The sequence below is a fragment of the Pseudomonas sp. NPDC090208 genome (genome assembly GCF_044746785.1).
GTDB lineage: Bacteria > Pseudomonadota > Gammaproteobacteria > Pseudomonadales > Pseudomonadaceae > Aquipseudomonas.
On the sequence record NZ_JBIVCU010000014.1, the window covers coordinates 40849 to 62538 of the forward strand.

The 21690-nt window shown below is 63.1% G+C and carries 21 protein-coding genes; 12 read left to right on the top strand and 9 right to left on the bottom strand.

Translation table 11 applies throughout. From position 1 onward, the window contains the following. Positions 1-81: 81 nt before the first annotated feature. The 3 genes from ftsX to ftsY are packed head-to-tail and all read right to left on the bottom strand — an operon-like array spanning position 82 to position 3370. On the bottom strand, positions 82-1107 hold the full coding sequence (ftsX, locus tag ACIPL0_RS21900; protein ID WP_400599375.1) for a permease-like cell division protein FtsX: 1026 nt from the start codon (positions 1105-1107) through the stop codon (positions 82-84). Continuing rightward, positions 1104-1775: a cell division ATP-binding protein FtsE gene (gene ftsE / locus ACIPL0_RS21905; protein WP_400599374.1), complete on the bottom strand. Its 672-nt coding sequence runs from the start codon at positions 1773-1775 to the stop codon at positions 1104-1106. Before ftsE ends, ftsX begins: the two co-directional genes overlap by 4 nt. Then, positions 1772-3370: a signal recognition particle-docking protein FtsY gene (gene ftsY / locus ACIPL0_RS21910; protein WP_400731606.1), complete on the bottom strand. Its 1599-nt coding sequence runs from the start codon at positions 3368-3370 to the stop codon at positions 1772-1774. The genes ftsE and ftsY overlap by 4 nt, the downstream gene beginning before the upstream one ends. 233 nt (positions 3371-3603) lie before the next feature. On the opposite strand from ftsY, the gene ACIPL0_RS21915 reads away from it, so the two are divergent. The 6 genes from ACIPL0_RS21915 (at position 3604) to ACIPL0_RS21940 (ending at position 9559) form a co-directional block, all read left to right on the top strand. Further along, positions 3604-4956, top strand: a complete 1353-nt coding sequence (locus ACIPL0_RS21915; protein ID WP_400599372.1) for a M16 family metallopeptidase — start codon at positions 3604-3606, stop codon at positions 4954-4956. Continuing rightward, complete coding sequence (locus ACIPL0_RS21920; RefSeq protein WP_400599371.1) at positions 4953-6449, top strand: M16 family metallopeptidase; 1497 nt, start codon at positions 4953-4955, stop codon at positions 6447-6449. The genes ACIPL0_RS21915 and ACIPL0_RS21920 overlap by 4 nt, the downstream gene beginning before the upstream one ends. After that, entirely contained in the window at positions 6449-7060 is a 612-nt protein-coding gene (gene rsmD / locus ACIPL0_RS21925) for a 16S rRNA (guanine(966)-N(2))-methyltransferase RsmD (protein ID WP_400599369.1), read from the top strand. Before ACIPL0_RS21920 ends, rsmD begins: the two co-directional genes overlap by 1 nt. A gap of 221 nt (positions 7061-7281) precedes the next feature. Then, the gene (locus ACIPL0_RS21930) at positions 7282-8307 is read left to right on the top strand and encodes a hydrolase (protein WP_400599368.1); all 1026 of its coding nucleotides are present in this window, start codon (positions 7282-7284) and stop codon (positions 8305-8307) included. Positions 8308-8516: 209 nt separating this feature from the next. Continuing rightward, positions 8517-9239, top strand: coding sequence for an AzlC family ABC transporter permease (locus ACIPL0_RS21935; RefSeq protein ID WP_400599367.1), 723 nt, complete (start codon positions 8517-8519; stop codon positions 9237-9239). Further along, positions 9236-9559, top strand: a complete 324-nt coding sequence (locus ACIPL0_RS21940; protein ID WP_400599365.1) for an AzlD domain-containing protein — start codon at positions 9236-9238, stop codon at positions 9557-9559. Before ACIPL0_RS21935 ends, ACIPL0_RS21940 begins: the two co-directional genes overlap by 4 nt. A gap of 251 nt (positions 9560-9810) precedes the next feature. Here the strand turns inward: ACIPL0_RS21940 and ACIPL0_RS21945 are convergent, their stop codons facing one another. The 3 genes from ACIPL0_RS21945 to ACIPL0_RS21955 form a co-directional block, all read right to left on the bottom strand. Beyond that, a complete protein-coding gene (locus ACIPL0_RS21945; RefSeq protein ID WP_400599364.1) occupies positions 9811-10665 on the bottom strand; it encodes a sulfurtransferase in 855 nt (284 codons plus the stop codon). Positions 10666-10718: 53 nt separating this feature from the next. Continuing rightward, positions 10719-11405, bottom strand: a complete 687-nt coding sequence (locus ACIPL0_RS21950) for a TetR/AcrR family transcriptional regulator (RefSeq protein WP_400599363.1) — start codon at positions 11403-11405, stop codon at positions 10719-10721. A 73-nt stretch (positions 11406-11478) separates the two neighbouring features. After that, positions 11479-12675: an MFS transporter gene (locus tag ACIPL0_RS21955; protein ID WP_400599362.1), complete on the bottom strand. Its 1197-nt coding sequence runs from the start codon at positions 12673-12675 to the stop codon at positions 11479-11481. 287 nt (positions 12676-12962) lie between these two features. Here ACIPL0_RS21955 and ACIPL0_RS21960 point away from each other — a divergent pair, with 287 nt between their 5' ends. From ACIPL0_RS21960 to ggt, 6 genes are all read left to right on the top strand, one after another. After that, positions 12963-14402 carry a coniferyl aldehyde dehydrogenase gene (locus tag ACIPL0_RS21960; protein ID WP_400599361.1) on the top strand — a complete coding sequence of 480 codons (1440 nt, stop codon included), beginning with the start codon at positions 12963-12965 and terminating at the stop codon, positions 14400-14402. Continuing rightward, entirely contained in the window at positions 14399-14929 is a 531-nt protein-coding gene (locus tag ACIPL0_RS21965; protein ID WP_400599359.1) for a twin-arginine translocation pathway signal protein, read from the top strand. The genes ACIPL0_RS21960 and ACIPL0_RS21965 overlap by 4 nt, the downstream gene beginning before the upstream one ends. Positions 14930-14962: 33 nt before the next feature. Next, positions 14963-16564 carry a GMC family oxidoreductase N-terminal domain-containing protein gene (locus ACIPL0_RS21970; RefSeq protein ID WP_400599358.1) on the top strand — a complete coding sequence of 534 codons (1602 nt, stop codon included), beginning with the start codon at positions 14963-14965 and terminating at the stop codon, positions 16562-16564. A gap of 241 nt (positions 16565-16805) precedes the next feature. After that, complete coding sequence (gene coaD, locus ACIPL0_RS21975; protein ID WP_400599357.1) at positions 16806-17285, top strand: pantetheine-phosphate adenylyltransferase; 480 nt, start codon at positions 16806-16808, stop codon at positions 17283-17285. A gap of 102 nt (positions 17286-17387) precedes the next feature. After that, positions 17388-17639 (top strand): YfhL family 4Fe-4S dicluster ferredoxin, encoded by a 252-nt coding sequence (locus ACIPL0_RS21980; RefSeq protein ID WP_400599356.1) that lies wholly within the window; start codon positions 17388-17390, stop codon positions 17637-17639. A gap of 80 nt (positions 17640-17719) precedes the next feature. After that, on the top strand, positions 17720-19462 hold the full coding sequence (gene ggt, locus ACIPL0_RS21985) for a gamma-glutamyltransferase (RefSeq protein WP_400599355.1): 1743 nt from the start codon (positions 17720-17722) through the stop codon (positions 19460-19462). Here the strand turns inward: ggt and ACIPL0_RS21990 are convergent. The 3 genes from ACIPL0_RS21990 to ACIPL0_RS22000 all read right to left on the bottom strand — a co-directional run bounded on the left by ACIPL0_RS21990 (position 19444) and on the right by ACIPL0_RS22000 (position 21654). Beyond that, on the bottom strand, positions 19444-19782 hold the full coding sequence (locus ACIPL0_RS21990; protein ID WP_400599354.1) for a multidrug transporter: 339 nt from the start codon (positions 19780-19782) through the stop codon (positions 19444-19446). The two genes, ggt and ACIPL0_RS21990, sit on opposite strands and share 19 nt — an antisense overlap. A gap of 207 nt (positions 19783-19989) precedes the next feature. Then, positions 19990-20802 (bottom strand): bifunctional DNA-formamidopyrimidine glycosylase/DNA-(apurinic or apyrimidinic site) lyase, encoded by an 813-nt coding sequence (gene mutM, locus ACIPL0_RS21995; protein WP_400599352.1) that lies wholly within the window; start codon positions 20800-20802, stop codon positions 19990-19992. A gap of 39 nt (positions 20803-20841) precedes the next feature. After that, positions 20842-21654 carry an HDOD domain-containing protein gene (locus ACIPL0_RS22000; RefSeq protein WP_400599424.1) on the bottom strand — a complete coding sequence of 271 codons (813 nt, stop codon included), beginning with the start codon at positions 21652-21654 and terminating at the stop codon, positions 20842-20844. Positions 21655-21690: the final 36 nt, after the last annotated feature.

The following is a 21690-nucleotide window of genomic DNA, read 5'->3' on the forward strand; positions in this document are numbered from 1 at the left end:
CCGCGAAACAAGTTCCCTTAAGCTGAAAAGTCAATAGATGAAACAAAATTTACAATGAAAACATTACCTGAACATTAAAACTCAACGGGGTGCCAGCTCTCTCAGGTGACGCGCTACGGCAATCCACGCACCGATATACCCCAACAACACCGCCCCTAGCAAGAGCGACAGACCGTCGGCAGACGGCACGCCGGCCAGGGCGAAGTTGCTGCCATACAGTCCGGAGAGGTGCACGACCGCCTCGTTCAGCCAGTCCAGACCGAACGCGAGCACGCCCCAGGCCAGCACACCGGCGCCCAGACCGTAGATTGCACCCATATAAAGGAAGGGCCTGCGCACGTAGCTGTCGGTGCCGCCGACCAGCTTGATCACTTCGATTTCTGTGCGGCGGTTTTCGATGTGCAGGCGGATGGTGTTGCCGATCACCAGCAACAGCGCGCCCACCAGAATCACCGTCAGACCGAACACAAAGCGGTCACCCAGCTTGAGAATCGCCGCCAGACGCTCGACCCAGACCAGATCGAGCTGCGCCTGCTGCACCTTGGGCAGCTCGGCCAGACGACCGCGCAGGGACTCCAGCGCCGACTTGTCGATTTCCTGCGGCGTCACCACCACCACGCCGGGCAGCGGGTTTTCCGGCAATTCCTTGAGCGCTTCGCCCAGACCGGACTGCTGCTGGAATTCTTTCAGGGCCTGATCGCGGCTGACGTATTCAACATCGGCGACACCGGGCATGGCCTTGATCTGTTCGACCAGACCTTCGCCCTCGCGGGCCGAGGCATCCAGTTGCAGGTACAGCGAAATCTGTGCGGCACGTTGCCACGATCCACCCAGGCGCTCGACGTTGCTCAGCAGCAACGACAGGCCCATAGGCAGGCTCAGTGCAACCGCCATCACCAGACAGGTAAAGAAGCTGCCGATCGGCTGTTTGCCCAGGCGCCGCAGGCTGTCGACCAGGCTGGAGCGGTGGGACTCGATCCAGGCGTGGAACAGCGTCGCGAAGTCCGGGCCGTCGTCGTCATCGTGTTTCTTTTTTTTCTGCGGTGCCGGCTCGCTGGCCTTCGGGGCAACGCGTTCGGATACTTTCGGGCTGCGTGTGGCACTCATTCCGCAGCCTCCCCGTCACCGATCAGACGACCGCGTTGCAGGGTCAGCATGCGATGCCGCATGCGGGCGATCAGGGCCAAATCGTGGCTGGCGATCAGCACGCTGGTGCCCAGCCGGTTGATGTCTTCGAATACACCCATGATTTCCGCCGCCAGTCGGGGGTCGAGGTTACCGGTCGGTTCGTCCGCCAGCAGCAAGGCCGGGCGGTGAACGATGGCGCGGGCGATGCCGACGCGCTGTTGCTGGCCGGTGGACAGGTCGCCGGGGTAAAGATCGGCTTTGTCCGACAGGGCCACACGCTCCAGTGCGGAGTCGACGCGTTTGAGGATTTCGGCCTTGGACAGGCCGAGGATCTGCAGCGGCAGCGCGACGTTGTTGAACACTGTGCGGTCGAACAGCAACTGGTGGTTCTGGAACACCACGCCGATCTGCCGGCGCAAAAACGGGATCTGCGCGGTGCTGATCTGGCCCAGGTCCTGCCCGGCCAGCAGCAGTTTGCCGGAGGTCGGACGCTCCATCGCCAGCAGCAGGCGCAGCAAGGTACTTTTACCGGCCCCGGAGTGGCCGGTGACAAACAGGAACTCCCCACGACGTACTCGAAAGCTCAGCTCATGCAAGCCGACGTGTCCGTTCGGATAGCGTTTACCGACCCCTTCGAAACGAATCATGTGCGCTCCCGCTCGGCGAATAGGGCCTGAACGAAAGGTTCGGCCTCGAAAGTCCGCAGGTCGTCGATGCCTTCACCGACGCCGATGTAACGAATCGGCAGGCCGAACTGCTTGGCCAGTGCGAAGATCACCCCGCCCTTGGCCGTGCCGTCGAGCTTGGTCAGGGCCAGGCCGGTGAGGCTGACGGTCTGGTTGAACTGCTTGGCCTGGTTGATGGCGTTCTGACCTGTACCGGCGTCGAGCACCAGCAGCACTTCATGCGGCGCGTCAGCGTCGAGCTTGCCGATGACCCGGCGGACCTTCTTCAGCTCTTCCATCAGGTTGTCTTTGGTGTGCAGACGACCGGCGGTGTCGGCGATCAGCACGTCGATGCCACGGGCCTTGGCGGCCTGTACGGCGTCGAAGATCACCGAAGCCGAGTCGGCGCCGGTGTGCTGGGCGATCACCGGGATCTTGTTGCGCTCGCCCCAGACTTGCAGTTGCTCAACGGCAGCGGCGCGGAAGGTGTCGCCAGCGGCCAACATGACCTTCTTGCCTTCGGTCTGCAGCTTCTTCGCCAGCTTGCCGATGGTGGTGGTCTTGCCGGCGCCGTTGACGCCGACCACCAGAATCACGAACGGCTTGCTGTCTGACTTGATCACCAGCGGCGCTTCCACCGGCTTGAGCATCTCGGTCAGTTCACCCTGCAGCGAGGCATACAGCGCGTCGCTGTCGGTCAGTTGCTTGCGCGCGACTTTCTGGGTCAGGTTACGCACGATCAGCGAGGTCGCCTCGACGCCCACGTCTGCGGTCAGCAGGCGGGTTTCCAGTTCGTCGAGCATGTCGTCGTCGATGGCTTTCTTGCCCAGGAACAGACTGGCCATGCCTTCGCCGATACTGGCGCTGGTCTTGGACAGGCCCTGTTTCAGACGGGCGAAGAAACCGGGCTGTTTCGGCTCGGGTTTGACCTCAGGCGCTGGAGCCGGCGTTTCCGCGACCGGTGCGGGCGCTACCGGAGCAGGCGCAGAAACAGCTGCTGGAACCGGGATGGGTGCAGGAGCTGGAGCCGGAGCGACAACCGGTGCAATCACAGGCGCAGGCGTAACCGGCGACGGTTGCGCCAGGGAAGGCAGATCGCTGCCGGCGACCGGATCAGGCTGCGCCACCGGGGTCGGCTCGACGACCGGCGGCAGTTCGAACGACGAGGCGGTAACCACGGCCGGTTCGACCGGCGGCGTAGTGACGACTTCCGGCTGCACGTGGGATGCAGTGTGCGCGGGAATCGGTGGCGTGACATGGGGTTCGCTTTCGTCGGTCAGCGCCACCGGCTCTTCGGCGACCGGCAGTTTCAGCCACGGCTCGCCAGCGGGTTCGACAATCGGCGCGACCACCGGTGCTGGCGCGGAAGGCGTCACCGGCTGGGCCGGGATGACGGGCGCGGTCTGTGGCTCGACAGCCAACGGCGTCGGCTCGACGACCGGCTCGGGCGCTGGGGGCGTTACGTCTTTAGGCGGTTCGGCGACGGTTTCCTGCGGCTTTTTGCGCAGCCATCCGAACAGGCCTTTTTTCTCGCCAGCCGGGGCTGGGTTCTTTTTGTCGTCGTTGGAACCAAACATGGAGGACGGCTATCTCAAGGTCGCGACGCGCCAGAGCGGCGCCTCTGATAAAAATTCTCTGAATGCGAAACAGACTGCATTTAAGTCTGCTTGTTCATAGACTGCCTGACCACGATGTTCAAACATCGCAGACATTTTGGTCGTGGTCGTCAGGCAAACTGGCCGCTATCCTAACACCCCCGCGCCCGCCGACGCTAAGTTCACGCAGGCCGCCTCGAAGGTTCGAATTGCCAATGAATGCTCTTGCCCGCTGTGCCGCAGGCCTGCTGCTCGGCACACTGTGTCTGCCCCTGGCAGCCGTCGCTGCCGATCCGCAACCCACTTCCGAATTCATCCTCGACAACGGCCTGAAAGTCGTCGTGCGTGAAGACCACCGGGCGCCCGTGGTGGTGTCTCAGGTCTGGTACAAGGTCGGCTCCAGCTACGAGACCCCGGGTCAGACCGGTCTGTCCCACGCGCTGGAACACATGATGTTCAAAGGCAGCTCCAAGACCGGCCCCGGCGAAGCCTCGCTGATCCTGCGCGATCTGGGTGCCGAAGAAAACGCCTTCACCAGCGATGACTACACCGCTTATTACCAGGTGCTGGCCCGCGACCGTCTGGGCGTGGCGCTGGAGCTGGAAGCCGACCGCATGGCCAGCCTGCGCCTGCCGCCGGAGGAGTTCGCCCGCGAGATCGAGGTGATCAAGGAAGAGCGCCGCCTGCGCACCGACGACAAACCGACCGCCAAGGCCTACGAGCGCTTCAAGGCCCTCGCCTACCCGGCCAGTGGCTATCACACGCCGACCATCGGCTGGATGGCTGATCTCGACCGCATGACCGTCGAAGAGCTGCGCCACTGGTATGAATCCTGGTACGTGCCGAACAACGCCACGCTGGTGGTCGTCGGTGACGTGAAACCCGACGAAGTGAAGGCGCTGGCCGAGCGTTTCTTCGGGCCGATCCCGCGCCGTGACGTGCCGCCGTCGAAAAAACCGCTGGAGCTGGCCGAGCCGGGTCTGCGCCAGATCACCGTGCATGTCGCCACGCAGATGCCGAGCCTGATGTACGGCTTCAACGTGCCGAGCCTGGCCACCGCCACCGACCCGCAGTCGGTCAACGCCCTGCGGCTGATTTCGGCGCTGCTCGACGGTGGCTACAGCGCGCGCATCCCGACGCGTCTGGAGCGCGGCGAAGAGCTGGTGACCGGCGCGTCGTCGGATTACGACGCCTACACCCGCGGCGACAGCCTGTTCACCATCAGCGCCACGCCGAACCAGCAGAAGAAGAAAACCCTGGCCGACACCGAAAAAGGCATCTGGCGTCTGCTCGACGAGCTGAAAAGCAAGCCGCCGACCCAGGAAGAACTGGAGCGTGTCCGCGCCCAGGTCATTGCCGGGCTGGTCTACGAGCGTGACTCGATCACCAGCCAGGCCAGCACCATCGGCGAGCTGGAAACCGTCGGCCTGTCCTGGCGCCTGATCGATCAGGAACTGGCCGCGCTGCAAAGCGTGACACCGGAAGACATCCAGAAAGCCGCGCGCACCTACTTCACCCGCGAACGCCTCGCCGTTGCCCATGTTCTGCCAGAGGAGAAAGCCCAATGACCCAGCGCACCGACACTCGCGTTGCGCGGCCCCGGGCGTCTGCCTTGCTGCTGGCGATCACCGTTGGCCTGTTCGGCAGCGTTCCGGCCATGGCCGAAACCGCCGAGGCGGCGCCCAAAGCCATCGATCAGGCCGCCAGCAAGCTGGAATCCCTGAAGGAACTCGACGGCAAGGCCCCGGCCCGACGCAAGCTGAACATCCAGGCGTGGAACACCACCGAAGGCGCCCGCGTGCTGTTCGTCGAAGCCCATGAGCTGCCGATGTTCGACATGCGCCTGCTGTTCGCCGCCGGCAGCAGCCAGGACGGCGCCACACCGGGCATCGCCCTGGTCACCAACGCCATGCTCAACGAAGGCATCAAGGGCAAGGACGTCAGCGCCATCGCCGCCGGTTTCGAAGGCCTGGGTGCCGACTTCGGCAACGGCTCCTATCGCGACATGGCGATTGCCTCGCTGCGCAGCCTCAGCGCGCCCGACAAGCGCGAGCCGGCGCTCAAGCTGTTTGCCGAAGTGGTCGGCAAACCGACCTTCCCTGCCGACTCGCTGGCGCGGATCAAGAACCAGTTGATGGCCGGCTTCGAATACCAGAAGCAAAACCCCGGCAAGCTGGCCGGCGAAGAGCTGTTCAAGCGTCTGTACGGCGATCACCCTTACGCTCACCCGAGCATGGGCACGGCCAAGACGATTCCGCCGATCACCCTGGCGCAGCTGCGCGCGTTCCACGCCAAGGCTTACGCTGCCGGCAACGCGGTGATCGCGCTGGTGGGCGATCTGTCTCGCGCCGAGGCTGAAGCCATTGCCGCGCAAGTCTCGGCGTCGCTGCCGAAAGGCCCGGCGCTGGCGAAAACCATCGCGCCGAACGAACCGGCGCCAAGCGAAACCCACATCGAGTTTCCGTCCAAGCAGACGCACCTGATGCTTGCTGAGCTGGGCATCGACCGCGCCGACCCGGACTACGCCGCGCTGTCGCTGGGCAACTCGATCCTCGGTGGCGGTGGCTTCGGCAGCCGCCTGATGAGCGAAGTGCGTGAGCGTCGCGGCCTGACCTATGGCGTTTCCTCGGGCTTCACGCCGATGCAGGCGCAGGGTCCGTTCATGATCGGCCTGCAGACCCGCGCCGAGCTGAGCGAAAACACCCTCAAGCTGGTCAAGGACATCACCCGTGATTTCCTGGCCAATGGCCCGACCCAGAAAGAACTCGACGACGCCAAGCGCGAACTGGCCGGCAGCTTCCCGCTGTCGACGGCAAGCAATTCGGCCATCGTCGGCCAACTGGGTGCCATCGGCTTCTATAATCTGCCGCTGACGTACCTCGAAGATTTCATGACCCAATCCCAGGGCGTCACCGTCGAGCAGATCAAGGCGGTGATGAACAAACACCTGAATGCCGACAAGCTGGTGATCGTCACGGCCGGTCCTACCGTGCCGCAGAAACCGCTGCCACCCCCTACCGATAAACCCGCCGAACAACCTCTCGGCGTCCCGGAGCACTGATGACCTCGACTTCCAAACCGCGCATTCACAAAGGCGCGAAAATCCACAGCGGCCTCGGCCACCTGCGGATCATCGGAGGCGAATGGCGCAGCCGGCGCCTTAGTTTCCCCGACGCGCCGGGCCTGCGCCCGACGCCGGACCGTGTGCGCGAAACCCTGTTCAACTGGCTGGCGCCGTACATCGAGGGCGCTCGCGTGCTCGATCCGTTCGCCGGCAGTGGCGCGCTGTATCTGGAGGCGCTGTCCCGTGGCGCCAGCATGGGCCTGGCACTGGACGCCAACTCCGTGGCGATTTCCAGCCTGCGCGAACACCTCGGCACCCTGCGCTGCACGGTCGGCCGAACGGCCGCCACCGATGCGCTGCGCTATCTGGAAACCCAGCCGGCCGAGCAATTCGACGTAGTGTTCCTCGATCCGCCGTTCCACCAGAACCTGCTGGCCCCGGCCTGTGCCCTGCTGGAGTCACGCGGCTGGCTGGCCGATGACACCTGGATCTACACCGAAAGCGAAACCGCGCCGTCGACCCTCGGCATGCCTGGCAACTGGCGCCTGCACCGTGAGAAAAAAGCCGGTCAGGTGTATTACGCGCTGTGGGAGCGCAGCGCCGCCTGAAGCTCACGCTCGCCGCGATTGCACTGCGTGGGAGCGAATTCATTCGCGATGCGGTATTTCAAACGCAACCTGTGCTGCGTCTGGAATGGCCCATCGCGAATGAATTCGCTCCCACAGGTAAAAGTCGTGTGCGCGTTGCAGGAGTCGGCCGCAAAAACCCGCTCACACCCCGCCGTGATTGTGGCAAGTTAGCGACATGTAACTTGCCACCGGATTTCACCGTGTCCACCGCCCGCGTTTCATCGCCTTCTCAACGTTTCGTGCCTGCTTTCGGTCTGGGTAACCCGCATCTGCAAACCCTGTGGGGGCCGCTGTGGCGGCGCACAATCCATCTTGAGCGGCGGCGCGAACGGATCTGGCTGGACGACGGCGATTTCCTCGATATGGACTGGCACGGCCCCCACGACGCACACGTACCGGTGGTGCTGGTGCTGCACGGGCTGACCGGCTCCTCCAACTCGCCCTATGTCGTGGGCCTGCAACAGGCCATGGCGAAATTCGGCTGGACCAGCGTGGCGCTGAACTGGCGCGGCTGCTCCGGCGAACCCAACCTGCTGCCGCGCAGCTATCACTCCGGCGCCAGCGAAGATCTCGCCGCCGTGCTCGCTCACTTGCGCGCGGCTCGACCCTTGGCGCCGCTGTATGCGGTCGGCTATTCGCTGGGTGGCAACATCCTGCTCAAGCACCTCGGCGAATCGGGACTGGACAGCAACCTGCAAGGCGCGGCGGCGGTGTCGGTGCCATTCCGTCTGGATGAGTGCGCCAACCGCATCGGCCAAGGCTTCTCCAAGGTCTATCAGCGCCACTTCATGCGCGAGATGGTCGGCTATATCAAGGACAAACAGCGGCGCTTCCAGCATGAAGGCTTCAGCGAAGGGCTGGCCGAACTGGCGGCCCTGGGCTCGCTGGAGAACCTGAACACGTTCTGGGAGTTCGACGGCAAGGTCACCGCACCGCTGAACGGTTTCGCCGACGCCCACGACTATTACCGCCGTGCGTCCAGTCGCTACTTCCTCGGCGCGATCCGCACACCGACGCTGCTGGTGCAGTCCATCGACGACCCGTTCGTGTTCAAGCACAGCCTGCCGGACGTCAGCGAGCTATCGGCAAGCACCGAGTTCGATTTGCAGAGTCGGGGTGGTCATGTCGGCTTTGTCGATGGCTCGTTGAGAAATCCAACCTATTACCTGGAACGACGGATTCCGGCGTGGCTGGTTGACGTTCACGGCGCGCCGATCAATCTGTAGGAGCTGGCTTGCCCTGCGACCGGCGGGGAACCCGTCGTAAAACCATACGCATTGGCCGTGTCAGGCACATCGCATTCACTGGTTTTACGACGACTTCGTCGCCGGTCGCGGGACAAGCCGCGCTCCTACAAGCCCTCGTCAATGTGCAGGATCGTTCAAGACACTCCGCCGAACACGGGCCTACCATTCGGGGCATAAGGAGAAAGACCATGTCCCGCAATCAACTCTATGTTCGCGGTCTTCGCGACAGCGTGCCCATGCTGGTCGGCATTGCGCCGTTCGGCATCATCTTCGGAACCCTGGCTGGCGTCGGCGGCCTGTCGCTGTGGCAGGCGGTCGGCATGTCGATGTTCGTCTATGCCGGTTCCGCGCAATTCATCGTGATCAGCCTGATGGGCGCCGGGGCCAGCGCCGTGGTGATCCTGCTGACCACGCTGATCGTCAACCTGCGCCACGTGCTGTACAGCGCCACCCTGCAACCGCAGGTGCAGAACCTGCCACAACGCTGGCGTCTGCTGCTGGCGTTCTGGCTGACCGATGAGACCTTCGCCGTGGTGCAGCGTTTCTATCTGGTCCATGGCCGCACGCCGCTGGCGCACTGGTACTGGCTTGGCGTGACCTGCGCGCTGTACGCCTGCTGGGTCGGCAGTTCGCTGGTGGGTGTGTTGTTCGGCCAGGCCGTGCCGGACATGGCCAGCTGGGGTCTGGAGTTCGCCATGCTGGCGACCTTTATCGGCATTGTCGTGCCGATGCTGCGCAACCAGCCACAGATCGCCGCCGCGCTGGCGGCCGGGGCTGTCGCGCTGCTGACTTGGTCGTGGCCATACAAACTGGGCCTGATGGCCGCTGCATTCAGTGGCATTGCCGTCGGCGTGCTGCTGGAGCGTCGCCAGACTGCCGATCACACCACGGGCAACGAGGTGCACTCATGAATTACTGGTGGCTGGTGTTCGGCATGGCCCTGATCACGTTCCTGATGCGCTACAGCCTGTTCGCCTGGCCCAACCTGCGCTTTCCGCCGGTGGTGCGTCAGGGTCTGCATTACGTGCCGACGGCGGTACTCACCGCCATCGTGGTGCCAGGCATGCTCCTGCCGGATGGCCAGCACTGGCAGGTGTCGCTGGACAACGCCTATCTGCTGGCAGGGATAGCTGCCATTGCCATCGCCGCGTTCAGCCGGAACCTGCTGGCGACGATTGGTGGTGGGTTGCTGGTGTTCTTCTTGCTGCGCTGGGCGTTGGGGCAAATCTGAATCGCAATTCCTGTAGGAGTGAGCTTGCTCGCGATTCGTCGGTGCTGACAATCGGTAGTGACCGATCCACCGCCATCGCGAGCAAGCTCACTCCTACAATAGGATCAGCCCCAGGTTCTGCGGCACTCAGCCCCTCCCACAAAGACCGCGTCGTGACGTAAACCATGCCTGACACTATCAATGCGCCTGAATCTACGACTGCTTCGCAGCCGGTCGCAGGACAAGCCAGCTCCTACAAGGGGCGGCGGCGATCAATCCCCCGTCGCCACACCCCGCGCCGGATCGTTGATCCACTCGCTCCACGACCCCGCATACAGCCCGCCCAACGGATAGCCCGCCAGACACAGCGCGAACAGGTTGTGGCAGGCAGTCACGCCCGAGCCGCAATAGGCCACCAGCTTTTCCGCCGCCCGCCCCTGGAGGAAACCGTCAAACCGCTGCTTCAACTGATCGGCCGGCAGAAAGCGCCCGTCTGCGCCGAGGTTGTCGGTGAAGGCCGCGCATTGCGCGCCAGGAATATGCCCGGCGACCGGGTCGATCGGCTCGACCTCACCCCGGAAGCGTGCCCCGGCACGGGCGTCGATCAGGGTCACTTCGGGCCGGTCCAGGCGTTTCTGCACCTGCTCGGCGCTCAGCACCAGCGAGTTGTCAGGGCGACCCTGGAAGTTGCCGACCCGATGCTCCGGCGGGTCCAGGCTCAGCGGCAGACCTGCTGCATGCCAGGCCTTCAGGCCGCCATCGAGCAGATACACGCCACTGCGCTTGCCCAGCCATGCCAGCAGCCACCAGGCACGCGCGGCATAGGCGCCAGGGCCGTCGTCATACAGCACGATGTCGCTGTCGTCATTCACACCCCAGAAGCGCAGACGTTCGATCAGGGTTTGCGGCTCCGGCAGCGGATGGCGCCCGGTGACGCCCTTGGTGATCTTGCCACTCAGGTCATTGAGCAGGTCGGCGTAGGAGGAACCTTCGATATGCCCTTCGGCATAGCTGCGCTGGCCGTAGTCCAGGTCATCGAGGGAGGAACGACAATCGAGAATCACCAGACCCGGCTGGTTCAGCCGTTCGGCCAGTTGTTGCGGGCTGATCAGTTGCGCGATGGACATGCTGGGCTCCTGCAGACAGTGAAAGTGGCAATGATTGTTCGGTGGCGCGAGGCTCAGCCCGCGTCCTCCAGTGCCTTGTTCAACGGCACGTAAAATTCCGCGCACAGCGCATGGACGGCTTCGCGCGCTTGGGGCGTGACGTAGGCCAGTTCCAGCATCAGCACCTGGTACACGCCACGGCGAATGGCGTCTTCGTTGAGGTGCGTGGCATTTTCCCGGGTGGTGCAGAGAAAGCGCACCCAAGAGGTGAGAATGATCCAGGCATTGAGGGTCAGCGACTCGATCTGCACTTTGTCCATGTCCAGAATGCCGGCCTCGACAAAGCCACCGTAAATGGCCATGGCCTTGATCAGACAATGCTGGGAGAAGCGCCGGTACCGCGCCGCCAGCTCAGGGTCGGCGTCGAGCAGATGCTCCAGATCGCGGTGCAGAAATCGGTAGCGCCACATGCCGTCGAGGATCGCGATCAGGTAATGGCGCTTGTCTTCGACGCCGGGCAGACGGCCCTTGGGCGGGTGCAGAAAACTGTCGACCAAGCTTTCGTATTCACTGAACAGCTCGGCGATGATCGCCTGCTTGTTGGGGAAGTGGTAATACAGATTGCCCGGTGAAATCTCCATGTGCGCCGCGATGTGGTTGGTGCTGACGCTACGCTCGCCCTGCTGATTGAACAGTTCCAGGCTGCTCTGCACGATGCGATCACGGGTGTTGATGCGTAGGGCTTTGATGCGAGGCGCCATGTTCAGCTCGAACGTCGATACGTAACAGGAATGTGCTGGATCTTAACGCAAGCATCAGGATCAAGGGCATCCCTTACGACTCGACCGCGCCCGTCTCGCGTTTGCGCACCAATGCCAACACGGCCACGCCGATCAAACCGCTGACCAGCGTCAGCAGCAGAATCACCCCACGTAACCCCATCGGCGCGGCCAGTATCGCCACCAGCAGCCCGGCCAGCGGCTGCGACAGGTTGTTGAGCAGGGTGATCACGCCGACGGTCTTGCCGAAGTCCTGACGGGGGATCACCTGCTGACGGATCGTGCGCATGTAGACGTTGAACATCTTGTCGAAGCCGACGATCAGCAAAAAGCCCAGCAGATACACCTCGGACGCCGCGCCGGTCGCGGTCATCAGCGTGCCGGCGGTCATCGCGCAGTAAGCCAGCCCGCCGAGCAGGCGCAGCGGCAGTTCGACCCGCGCCAGCAGAAACAGGATGGCGATGGTCACCAATGCCCCGGCGGCCTGCAGGCCGGCGTAATAGTCCTTGCTCAGGCCGAATGAGCCGATGACCATCGCCGCCGAACTCGCCAGCGTCACCCCGACCAACAGATTGACGCCCACCGCCAGACTGATGATTTTCTGCAGCTCGGGTTGCTGGCGAATATGACCGAACGCGGTTTTCACCGGCTGCCACCAACGGCCGGTCGGTTGTTCGAACACTTCCAGTTGCACGTCGCTGCCGCGCTGCCATTCGCGCATCGCCAGATCCGCCAGCACGAACAGCACGGCCACGCCCAGCACCACGCCGGGCCACGGGCACAGGTCCAGCGATAGCGCCGCCAGCAGCGGACCGAGCACCAGGCCGGTCTGGTCAGCGATCTGCGAATACGACAGGGTCTTGCCGTAGCGATATTCGGGAAACACATGGGGCATCACCACTTCCCGAGCCATGATGCCCTGGGTGGTCAGCACGCCGCAGATCGCCGAGAGCAGCACCAGCCAGTAAATCCCGCCGAAAACGCCGTACAGGATCATCGCCACGACGCACAGTACCGCGCGAGACATCTGGCTGACGTGCAACAGACGGATCGGCGCAAAACGGTCGCACAACGCACCGCACACTGGAAACGCAAGAAAACGCGGCAGCGCTTCAACGAAAAACGCCAGCCCCGCCCATGACGCGCTATTGGTGGTCTGGAAGACGATCAACGGCACCAGAAACAGCAGAATCTGGTCGGCCAGCCGGGACAGAAACAGCGAGAAGAAGAACGCCAGATAATCCGTGCGCATCGAGACTCCATGTCATTCAAGCGTTGTGGTAGAGCGGTCGCACAGTCTGGACCGAGGCTTTTTGGTACGCAAGTACGCCATGGGGTTATCTCCAATGTGAGGGTGTGATCACTCACCTGTGGGAGCCGGCTTGCTGGCGAATGCGGCAGAACTGGGGCTACTGCTGTGAATGACACGCCGCGTTCGCCAGCAAGGCAGCTCCTACGAATCTTCAGCGGCTGTGACATTTGACTTTCTAGAGCAATGACTCTAGAAACACTGCATAACGTCAAAAAGGAACTGCAGCGATGCCTGTCGAATCCGTGCGCTTGCCTGTGTCAGATCCCGCCCCGGCTTTCGCGGCCGAGCTTGAACAAACGTTCGCTGCGCAAAAACGCGCATTTGCAGCCAATCCGATGCCGGTTGCGGCGCAACGCCGACAGTGGCTCGACAATCTGCGAGCACTGCTCAGCGAGGAACGTCAGGCGATCATCCAGGCCATCAGTGCAGATTTCAGCAATCGCAGCGCCGACGAAACCCTGCTCGCCGAGCTGATGCCCAGCCTGCACAACATCCATTACGCCCGCCGCCACCTGAAACGCTGGATGCGTGCGTCGCGGCGCAGTGTCGGCATGGCCTTTCAGCCGGCTTCGGCAAAAGTGGTGTATCAGCCGCTGGGCGTGGTCGGGGTGATCGTGCCGTGGAATTACCCGCTTTATCTGGCCATCGGCCCGCTGGTCGGCGCCCTCGCTGCTGGCAACCGGGTGATGCTCAAGCTCAGCGAATCGACGCCAGCCACCGGCGAGCTGCTGAAACGACTGTTCGCGCGGATCTTCCCGGAAGACCTGGTGACCGTGGTGCTGGGCGAAGCGGACGTTGGCGTGGCCTTCTCCCGCTTGCCGTTTGATCATTTATTGTTCACCGGCGCCACCAGCGTCGGCCGCCATGTGATGCGCGCGGCGGCGGAAAACCTGACGCCGGTCACCCTTGAACTGGGCGGCAAGTCGCCGGCCATCGTCGCTCACGACGTGCCTATGAAAGACGCCGCCGAGCGCATCGCCTTCGGCAAGACCCTCAACGCCGGGCAGACTTGCGTGGCGCCGGATTACGTCCTGGTGCCGAGAGCGCGGATCGACGAGTTCGTCGACGCCTACAAACAGGCAATCACCGGGTTTTATCCGACATTGGCCGACAACCCGGACTACACCGCGATCATCAATCCGCGCCATGTGGCGCGGCTCAACGATTACCTGGCGGATGCCAGTAGCAAGGGCGCTCGGGTGATATCGCTTTACCCGCAAGCTCAGGGCCGACGCCTGCCGTTCAGCCTGCTGCTGGACGTCAACGACGACATGCGGGTCATGCAGGACGAGATTTTCGGGCCGCTGCTGCCCGTCGTGCCCTATGAACGCATCGAACAGGCTTTCGACTACATCAACCAGCGGCCCCGGCCTCTGGCGCTGTATTACTTCGGCTACGACAAGGCAGAACAGCACCGCGTGCTGGAGCAGACCCACTCCGGCGGCGTGTGCATCAACGACACCCTGCTGCATGTGGCGCAGGACGACCTGCCGTTCGGCGGCATCGGCCCGTCCGGCATGGGCCATTACCACGGCCATGAGGGCTTTCTGACCTTCAGCAAGGCCAAGGGTGTGTTCGTCAAACAGCGCTTCAATGCCGCGCGACTGATTTATCCGCCCTACGGCAAGGCGATCCAGAAGCTGATCCAGCGGCTGTTCGTACGATGAGCGCGGCGCTCGACAGCGGCGGTCTGTCACGCCGGGACACGCTCAAGCTGGGTCTGGGTGCGACGCTGTTTCTATCGACGGCCAGCCTGGTCGGCTGCACCGGCAGCACGGCGGCGAGCGGCTTCGAGGTGTTGCGGGGTGGCGACCTGCCGTTTCTGCGGGCACTGATTCCGGTGGTGCTGGACGGCGCGCTGTCCGACATCACGCCCGCAGCGGCCATCGATGGCACCTTGCGCAGCCTCGATCACAGCCTGGCGCGGCTGTCGCCGGAAATGCTCAAGCTGACCCGGCAGCTTTTCGACGTGCTGACGCTGGCGATCACCCGCGGGCCGCTGACGGGTGTCTGGGGCGCCTGGGAACAGGCGACAACCACGCAGATCGGCGGTTTTCTGCAACGCTGGGAGCACAGCTCGCTGAACCTGCTGCGTCAGGGCCACGCCTCATTACTGCAACTGGTGCTGATGGCGTGGTACGGCCGCGCCGAGGCCTGGGCGCAGTGTGGTTACCCCGGCCCACCGAAAATCTGATCCCTACAAAAACAAGAACAACACCGAGGTTGCATGCCAGTTCCCGACATTTTTCGCGAAGGTCTCGCCCGTGGCTGGAAAACCCGTGACGGCTCATCCCTCGATCAGGACCTGACCCTGGAGGTCGACGTCGCCATCATCGGCAGCGGCGCAGGCGGCGGCACCAGCGCTGAAATCCTCAGCGCCGCCGGGCTCAAGGTGCTGATCATCGAAGAAGGCCCGCTGCAGACCAGCAGCGACTTCAAGATGATGGAAGATCAGGCCTATTCGACGCTTTACCAGGAAGGTATCGGCCGCATGAGCAAGGACGGCGCGATCACCATCCTGCAGGGCCGTGCGGTGGGCGGCACCACGCTGATCAACTGGACGTCGAGCTTTCGCACGCCAGAGCAAACCCTTGAACACTGGGCCCGCGAACACGGGGTCCAAGGCCACAGCCCGGCGGAGATGGCGCCGTGGTTCGAACGCATGGAACAACGCTTGGGCGTCGCACCGTGGATCATGCCGCCCAATGCCAACAACGACGTGATCCGTCAGGGCTGCGAAAAGCTGGGCTACAGCTGGCACGTAATCCCGCGCAATGTGCGCGGCTGCTGGAACCTCGGCTACTGCGGCATGGGCTGCCCGACCAACGCCAAGCAATCGATGCTGGTGACGACGATTCCGGCCACCCTGGAAAACGGCGGCGAGCTGCTGTATCTGGCGCGGGCCGAACGCTTGATCATCCGCGACGGCAAGGTGCTGGGAGTGGAATGCCTGGCCATGGACCCGCACTGCGTGGCACCGACCGGGCGCAAGATCACGGTCAAGGCCCGGCACACGGTGCTGGCGGGTGGCGGCATCAACAGCCCCGGCCTGCTGCTGCGTTCGGACGCGCCGGATCCTCACAAACGCGTGGGCAAACGCACCTTTCTGCACCTGGTGACATTTTCCGCCGGCCTGTTCGAACAGACCGTGAACCCGTTCTATGGCGCACCGCAGTCGATCTATTCCGACCATTTCCAGTGGCGCGACGGTGTCACCGGGCCAATGGGCTACAAACTGGAAGTCCCGCCCCTGCAACCGGCGTTGGCCAGCACGCTGCTCGGTGGGTTTGGACCGGTCAACGCCGAGCGCATGGCGCAACTGCCGCATACCCACATGATGCTGGCGCTGTTGCGTGACGGTTTTCACCCCGACAGCCCTGGTGGCAGCGTGCAATTGCGCGGCGACGGGACGCCAGTGTTGGACTATCAGGTGTCGCCCTATGTCTGGGACGGCGTAAGGCGGGCGCTGCACAGCATGGCCGAGATCCAGTTCGCCGCCGGGGCACGCTCGGTGATGCCGCTGCATGGCGACGCCGGCTACGTCACAACGGCTGCCGAAGCGCGTGCCCTGATCGACGGGCTGAGCCTGGAAATCTTTCGCACCCGGCTGGGCAGCGCCCATGTGATGGGGGGTTGCGCGATGGGCGAAGACCCGCAACAGGCAGTGGTCGACAGCCTCGGACGGCATCATCAGCTGGAAAACCTGTCGATCCATGACGGTTCGCTGTTTCCCACCAGCATCGGCGCCAATCCGCAGCTGTCAGTCTACGGGTTGACCGCGAAGCTGGCGACGGCGCTTGCACAGCGGCTGAATGGCGACATCCGATGAGCCCTGTGGGAGGGAGCCCTGCTCGCGAATACGTCGACACATCCAACACTTGTGCCAGCAGACCTGACGCTTTCGCGAGCAGGGCTCCCTCCCACGGCCTTCGGCCAGAAGCAAGAATCATATTTCGCCCATCATCGCCAATAACCCCAACCGACACAGAGCATCGGGCGTCTGACTTGGCCCACCCGCTCCCGCTGCGCTACCATCGCGATTCCCGACGGATTGCGACCAGGACCACGCGATGAACCGAGTGTTGTACCCAGGCACCTTCGACCCGATTACCAAGGGCCATGGCGATCTGGTCGAGCGCGCTGCGCGCCTGTTCGATCAAGTGGTCATTGCCGTGGCTGCCAGCCCCAAGAAAAACCCGTTGTTCCCGCTGGAACAGCGCGTGGAGCTGGCCCGCGAGGTCACCAAACACCTGCCCAACGTCGAAGTGGTGGGGTTCTCAAGCCTGCTGGCGCACTTTGCCAAGGAACAGAACGCCAATATCCTGCTGCGCGGCCTGCGTGCCGTGTCCGACTTCGAGTACGAATTCCAGCTGGCCAACATGAACCGGCAGCTGGCCCCGGACGTGGAAAGTCTTTTTCTCACGCCGTCCGAACGCTACTCGTTCATTTCATCTACGCTGGTCAGAGAAATCGCGGCGTTAGGTGGTGATATCAGTAAATTCGTACACCCTGCGGTCGCCCAGGCACTGAGCGAAAGGTTCAAGGCCTGACGCGCAGTGTAAAGGTCAGGGTGCATGTCGGGCGCTAATACGGCACAATTCGTCGCATTGAGAGTTTGATATGCCCCGGCGTCGACCGCGGCAGGAGTATCCATGTCCCTGATCATCACCGACGATTGCATCAACTGCGACGTCTGCGAACCCGAGTGCCCGAACGAAGCGATTTCCCAGGGTGAAGAGATCTATGTGATCAATCCGAACCTGTGTACCGAATGTGTGGGTCATTACGACGAGCCGCAGTGCCAGCAGGTCTGCCCCGTGGATTGCATCCCGCTGGATGAAAACCACGTGGAGAGCAAGGACGAGCTGATGGCCAAGTACAAGCTGATTACCAGCAAGGCATAACCGAAGGCATATCCTGTCGGCATACGCGCTTTCGCCGAAGACACTGGCTGTAAATGCCTGTTGACCTGAGCGAGATACGCATGACACCGAAGCTGGAGCGGTATACCTCGTTGTTTGGCGCAGTCTTGATGCTCTGCGCCCTCTCGGCTCACGCCAGGCCCGATCACCCGGATCAGGCCGCCATCGCCAGCCCTCATCCCATCGCCACCGCCGCCGGTCGGGAAATCCTCGTCGACGGCGGCAATGCCTTCGATGCCGCCATCGCCATCAGCGCCACCCTTGCCGTGGTCGAGCCCTATGGCTCCGGACTGGGCGGTGGCGGGTTCTTTCTGCTGCGCCAGGCGGGCGAACCGGTGCAGTACCAGTTTCTCGATGCTCGAGAAAAGGCGCCGCTGAAGTCCAAAGCCAGGATGTTCTACCGGCGCAACGTGATTCAGCCCGATCTTTCCCTGAATGGCCCACTGGCCGCCGCCATTCCCGGTTTGCCCGCCGCACTGGTCGAACTGGCCGAGCGCTATGGCCGCCTGCCGCTGACCATTTCCCTCGCGCCGGCCATTCGCGTGGCCTACCGTGGTTTCCCGGTCGACGCGGTGTACCGCGAGCGCGCCAACTGGCGGCTGTTTGCCCTGCGCGCCAACAAAGAGAGCTCGCGACTGTTCCTGCGCAACAACGAAGTGCCGGAAATGGGCGAGATCATCAAACAGCCGGAACTGGCACAGACGCTAGATCGTCTGGCCGACAAGGGTCGCGCGGGCTTCTACAGCGGCCTGACCGCCCAGGCGATGGTCAGCGGCGTGCGCGGAGCAGGCGGCATCTGGAATTACCACGATTTCGAGGAATACGAAGTCATCACCCGCTCGCCACTGCGCTTTCAACTGGCTGATCAGCAAGAGCTGATCAGCGCCCCACCGCCCTCGGCAGGCGGTGTTGCCCTGGCGCAGAGCCTGTTCATGCTGCAGCAGTTGCCGTGGCGCGAGTCGGACAAGGTCCAGCGCGCCCATTACGTCGTGGAAGTGCTGCGCCGCGCCTATCGCGACCGCGTGCTGTTCGGCGACCCGGATTTCGTGCCCAACCCCATTGCTCAGGTGCTGGCGCCGGATTATCTGCTGCAACTGACCACCAGCATCGACCCGCACCGCGCCACGCCCAACAACATCCTGCCGCCCGCGCCGCGCTGGCGCGAAGGCAACAACACCACGCACTTCACCGTGCTCGACAATGAAGGCAACGCAGTCGCGGCCACTCTGTCACTGAACCTGCCATTCGGCGCGGCGTTCACCGTGCCGGGTACCGGCGTGCTGGTCAACGACGAGATGGACGATTTCGTCGTGGAGGCCAAAGGCAGCAATCCGGCCCCGGTCGCCGTCAGCCAACCGAACATGATCGAACCCGGCAAGCGCCCACTGTCGAGCATGAGCCCGAGTTTCATCGAGGGGCCGGGCACCTTTGCGGCGTTCGGTACGCCCGGCGGCACACGGATTCCGGGCATGGTGCTGCTGTCGATGCTGCAATTTCTCGACGAACAGCCGGTGAGCAACTGGATTTCCGTACCGCGCTATCACCATCAGTACATGCCTGACGTGATGGAGTACGAAGCCGGGACTTTCAGCGAGGATGAATTGAACGACCTGCGCGAGCGCGGCTACCGGATGCGGGAAACCGCCAGTGACTCCGGCAACCAGCAAGTGCTGTTGTGGCGCAAGAACAAGGCCAGCGTCGAAGCCGCCAGCGATCCGCGTGGAATTGGCGTTTCAGCGACGTTCAGGCCGGATGCGCCGCTGAATCTGGTGCGAACCTGCGCCGATCAGTCGTGTTTGCCGTAACCGCTGGTGGTGCAACCCAGGCAGCGAACGAATGCAGCCTTGCCCGGATCGACCACCAGCGCCTTGCCAGTCGCACCCAGGTTGCCACCCGCCGCCGCAAAGGGTGAAGCGATGACAAACAGACCAGCGCCAAGGACGGTCGCAACGATCAACAGCGGACGCGCGATGAGCAGATCGCCGATCATCGCGTACGCCGGCGGGTTCTGGATCTGATAGACCGGATCGCCACTGCCCGTCGCCTCGACCTGCGCCATCGCCGGGGTCATCTGCAAACCGAAGAACAGGGCCAGGGTGGCAGCGAGAATGCGAAACGGGCTCATGGCGTGATCCTTCAGGCTCGGCAAGAAAAAGTGATGACGCTCACTATAAACAGGGATGGGGGTTAAGCAAGCGGCGGGCGGCTATCTGCATATTTCTGTGGGAGCGAATTCATTCGCGATGCTTTGTTCAGACGACGCATTTATATCGGCTGAACTGGCCAATCGCGAATGAATTCGCTCCCACAAAATGCACCAGCGGCGTCCCTTTTACTTCTGACACTTCGGGCAATACACACTCGCCCGCTGCCCCAGCTTGACCTCACGCAGGGTCGTGCCGCAGACCTTGCACGGTTCTTCGCCGCGGCCATAGGCGAACAGTTCCTGCTGGAAATAACCGGGCTGACCATCACCGCCGATAAAGTCCCGCAACGTGGTGCCACCACGCTCGATGGCAGCGGCGAGGATGCGTTTGATCTCGTGGGCCAGCTTGATATAGCGGGCCTTGGAAACGGTCCCGGCCTCGCGGCGCGGGTCGATGCCGGCGGCGAACAGCGCCTCGGTGGCGTAGATGTTGCCCACCCCCACCACCACGGCGTTGTCCATGATGAATGGCTTGACCGCCATCGAACGCCCGCGCGACATCTCGAACAGGCGCAAGCCGTCGAACAGGTCGGTCAACGGCTCCGGCCCCAGCCGCACCAGCAATTCATGATTGTGCGGGTCGAGACTCCAGAGCATGGCGCCGAAACGCCGCGGGTCGGTGTAGCGCAGCGCCAGGCCTGATTCGAGTTCGATATCCACATGCTCATGCTTGAGCGCCGGCGACCCGACTTCCACCAGCCGCAGATTGCCGGACATGCCCAGATGGCTGATCAGCGTGCCGACCTCAGCCTGAATCAGCAGGTATTTGGCGCGTCGCTCGACCACCACGATCTTCTGCCCGGACAGGCGCACGTCGAGATCTTCGGGGATCGGCCAGCGCAGGCGGCGATCACGCACGATCACGCGATTGACGCGCTGACCTTCCAGATGGGGCGCGATGCCCCGACGGGTGGTTTCGACTTCAGGTAATTCAGGCATGGACAGGCTCGAAGGCAGGGATGACGAGGGCGCGCAGGATCAGTGCGCGCTCAGTTCGCGAATACTTTCCTTGAGGTTTTCGAAGTCATAGTCAGACAGGCCGACGTAATCGAGGACCAGATGACCGATGCTGTTCCATTCATGGTCGATGGCCTGATTGCCCAGCACGCGGTGCGACGAACAGATGTGCTCGGCCATCTTGAGGATCGCCAGCAGGTTCTTCAGCGGCGCGTTGCGGCCCGACTCGTCCTGGAAAATCGCCAGGGCGTTGTGGTGATTGGCAATGGCATTGCTGACATGTTCGGGCAAACGCCAGGACTTGGCGGTGAAATAGCCGACAACTGCATGGTTGGTGTTGAGCAGACGGTTTTCCGTGTCGACCACCCGGCACTCGGGGCTCGCCTTGGAATATGCCTCTTCCAGCACGCTCATGTATTCCGGGAAACGCTTGAGCATCAGCGGCACGCCGCAGTCGTGGAACAGGCCCAACGCGTAGGACTCATCGACGGTCTGCGAACCGATGCGCTTGGCCAGCGTCAGACTGGTCATCGCCACGTCTTGCGCGGTGTCCCAGAAACGGTTGAGCACGACGATGGTCTCGTCGCTCATCTCACCCTTGATCGACTGCGCGTTGATCAGGTTGATCACCGAACGGCTGCCCAGCAGGTTCACCGCCCGCTGGATCGACGCAATCTTGTTGGCCAGCCCGTAATGGGCGGAGTTGACGATTTTCAGCAATGCACCGGAGAGCCCCGGATCCTGCGCGATCAACCGGGCGATCACACCCAGATCAGGGTCGGGCATGTACTGCTCCATCTGCAAATCCACCATGATTTGCGGTTGGGGCGGCACGCTGATGCCTTGCAACGCCTGCTGGATCTGCTCGGA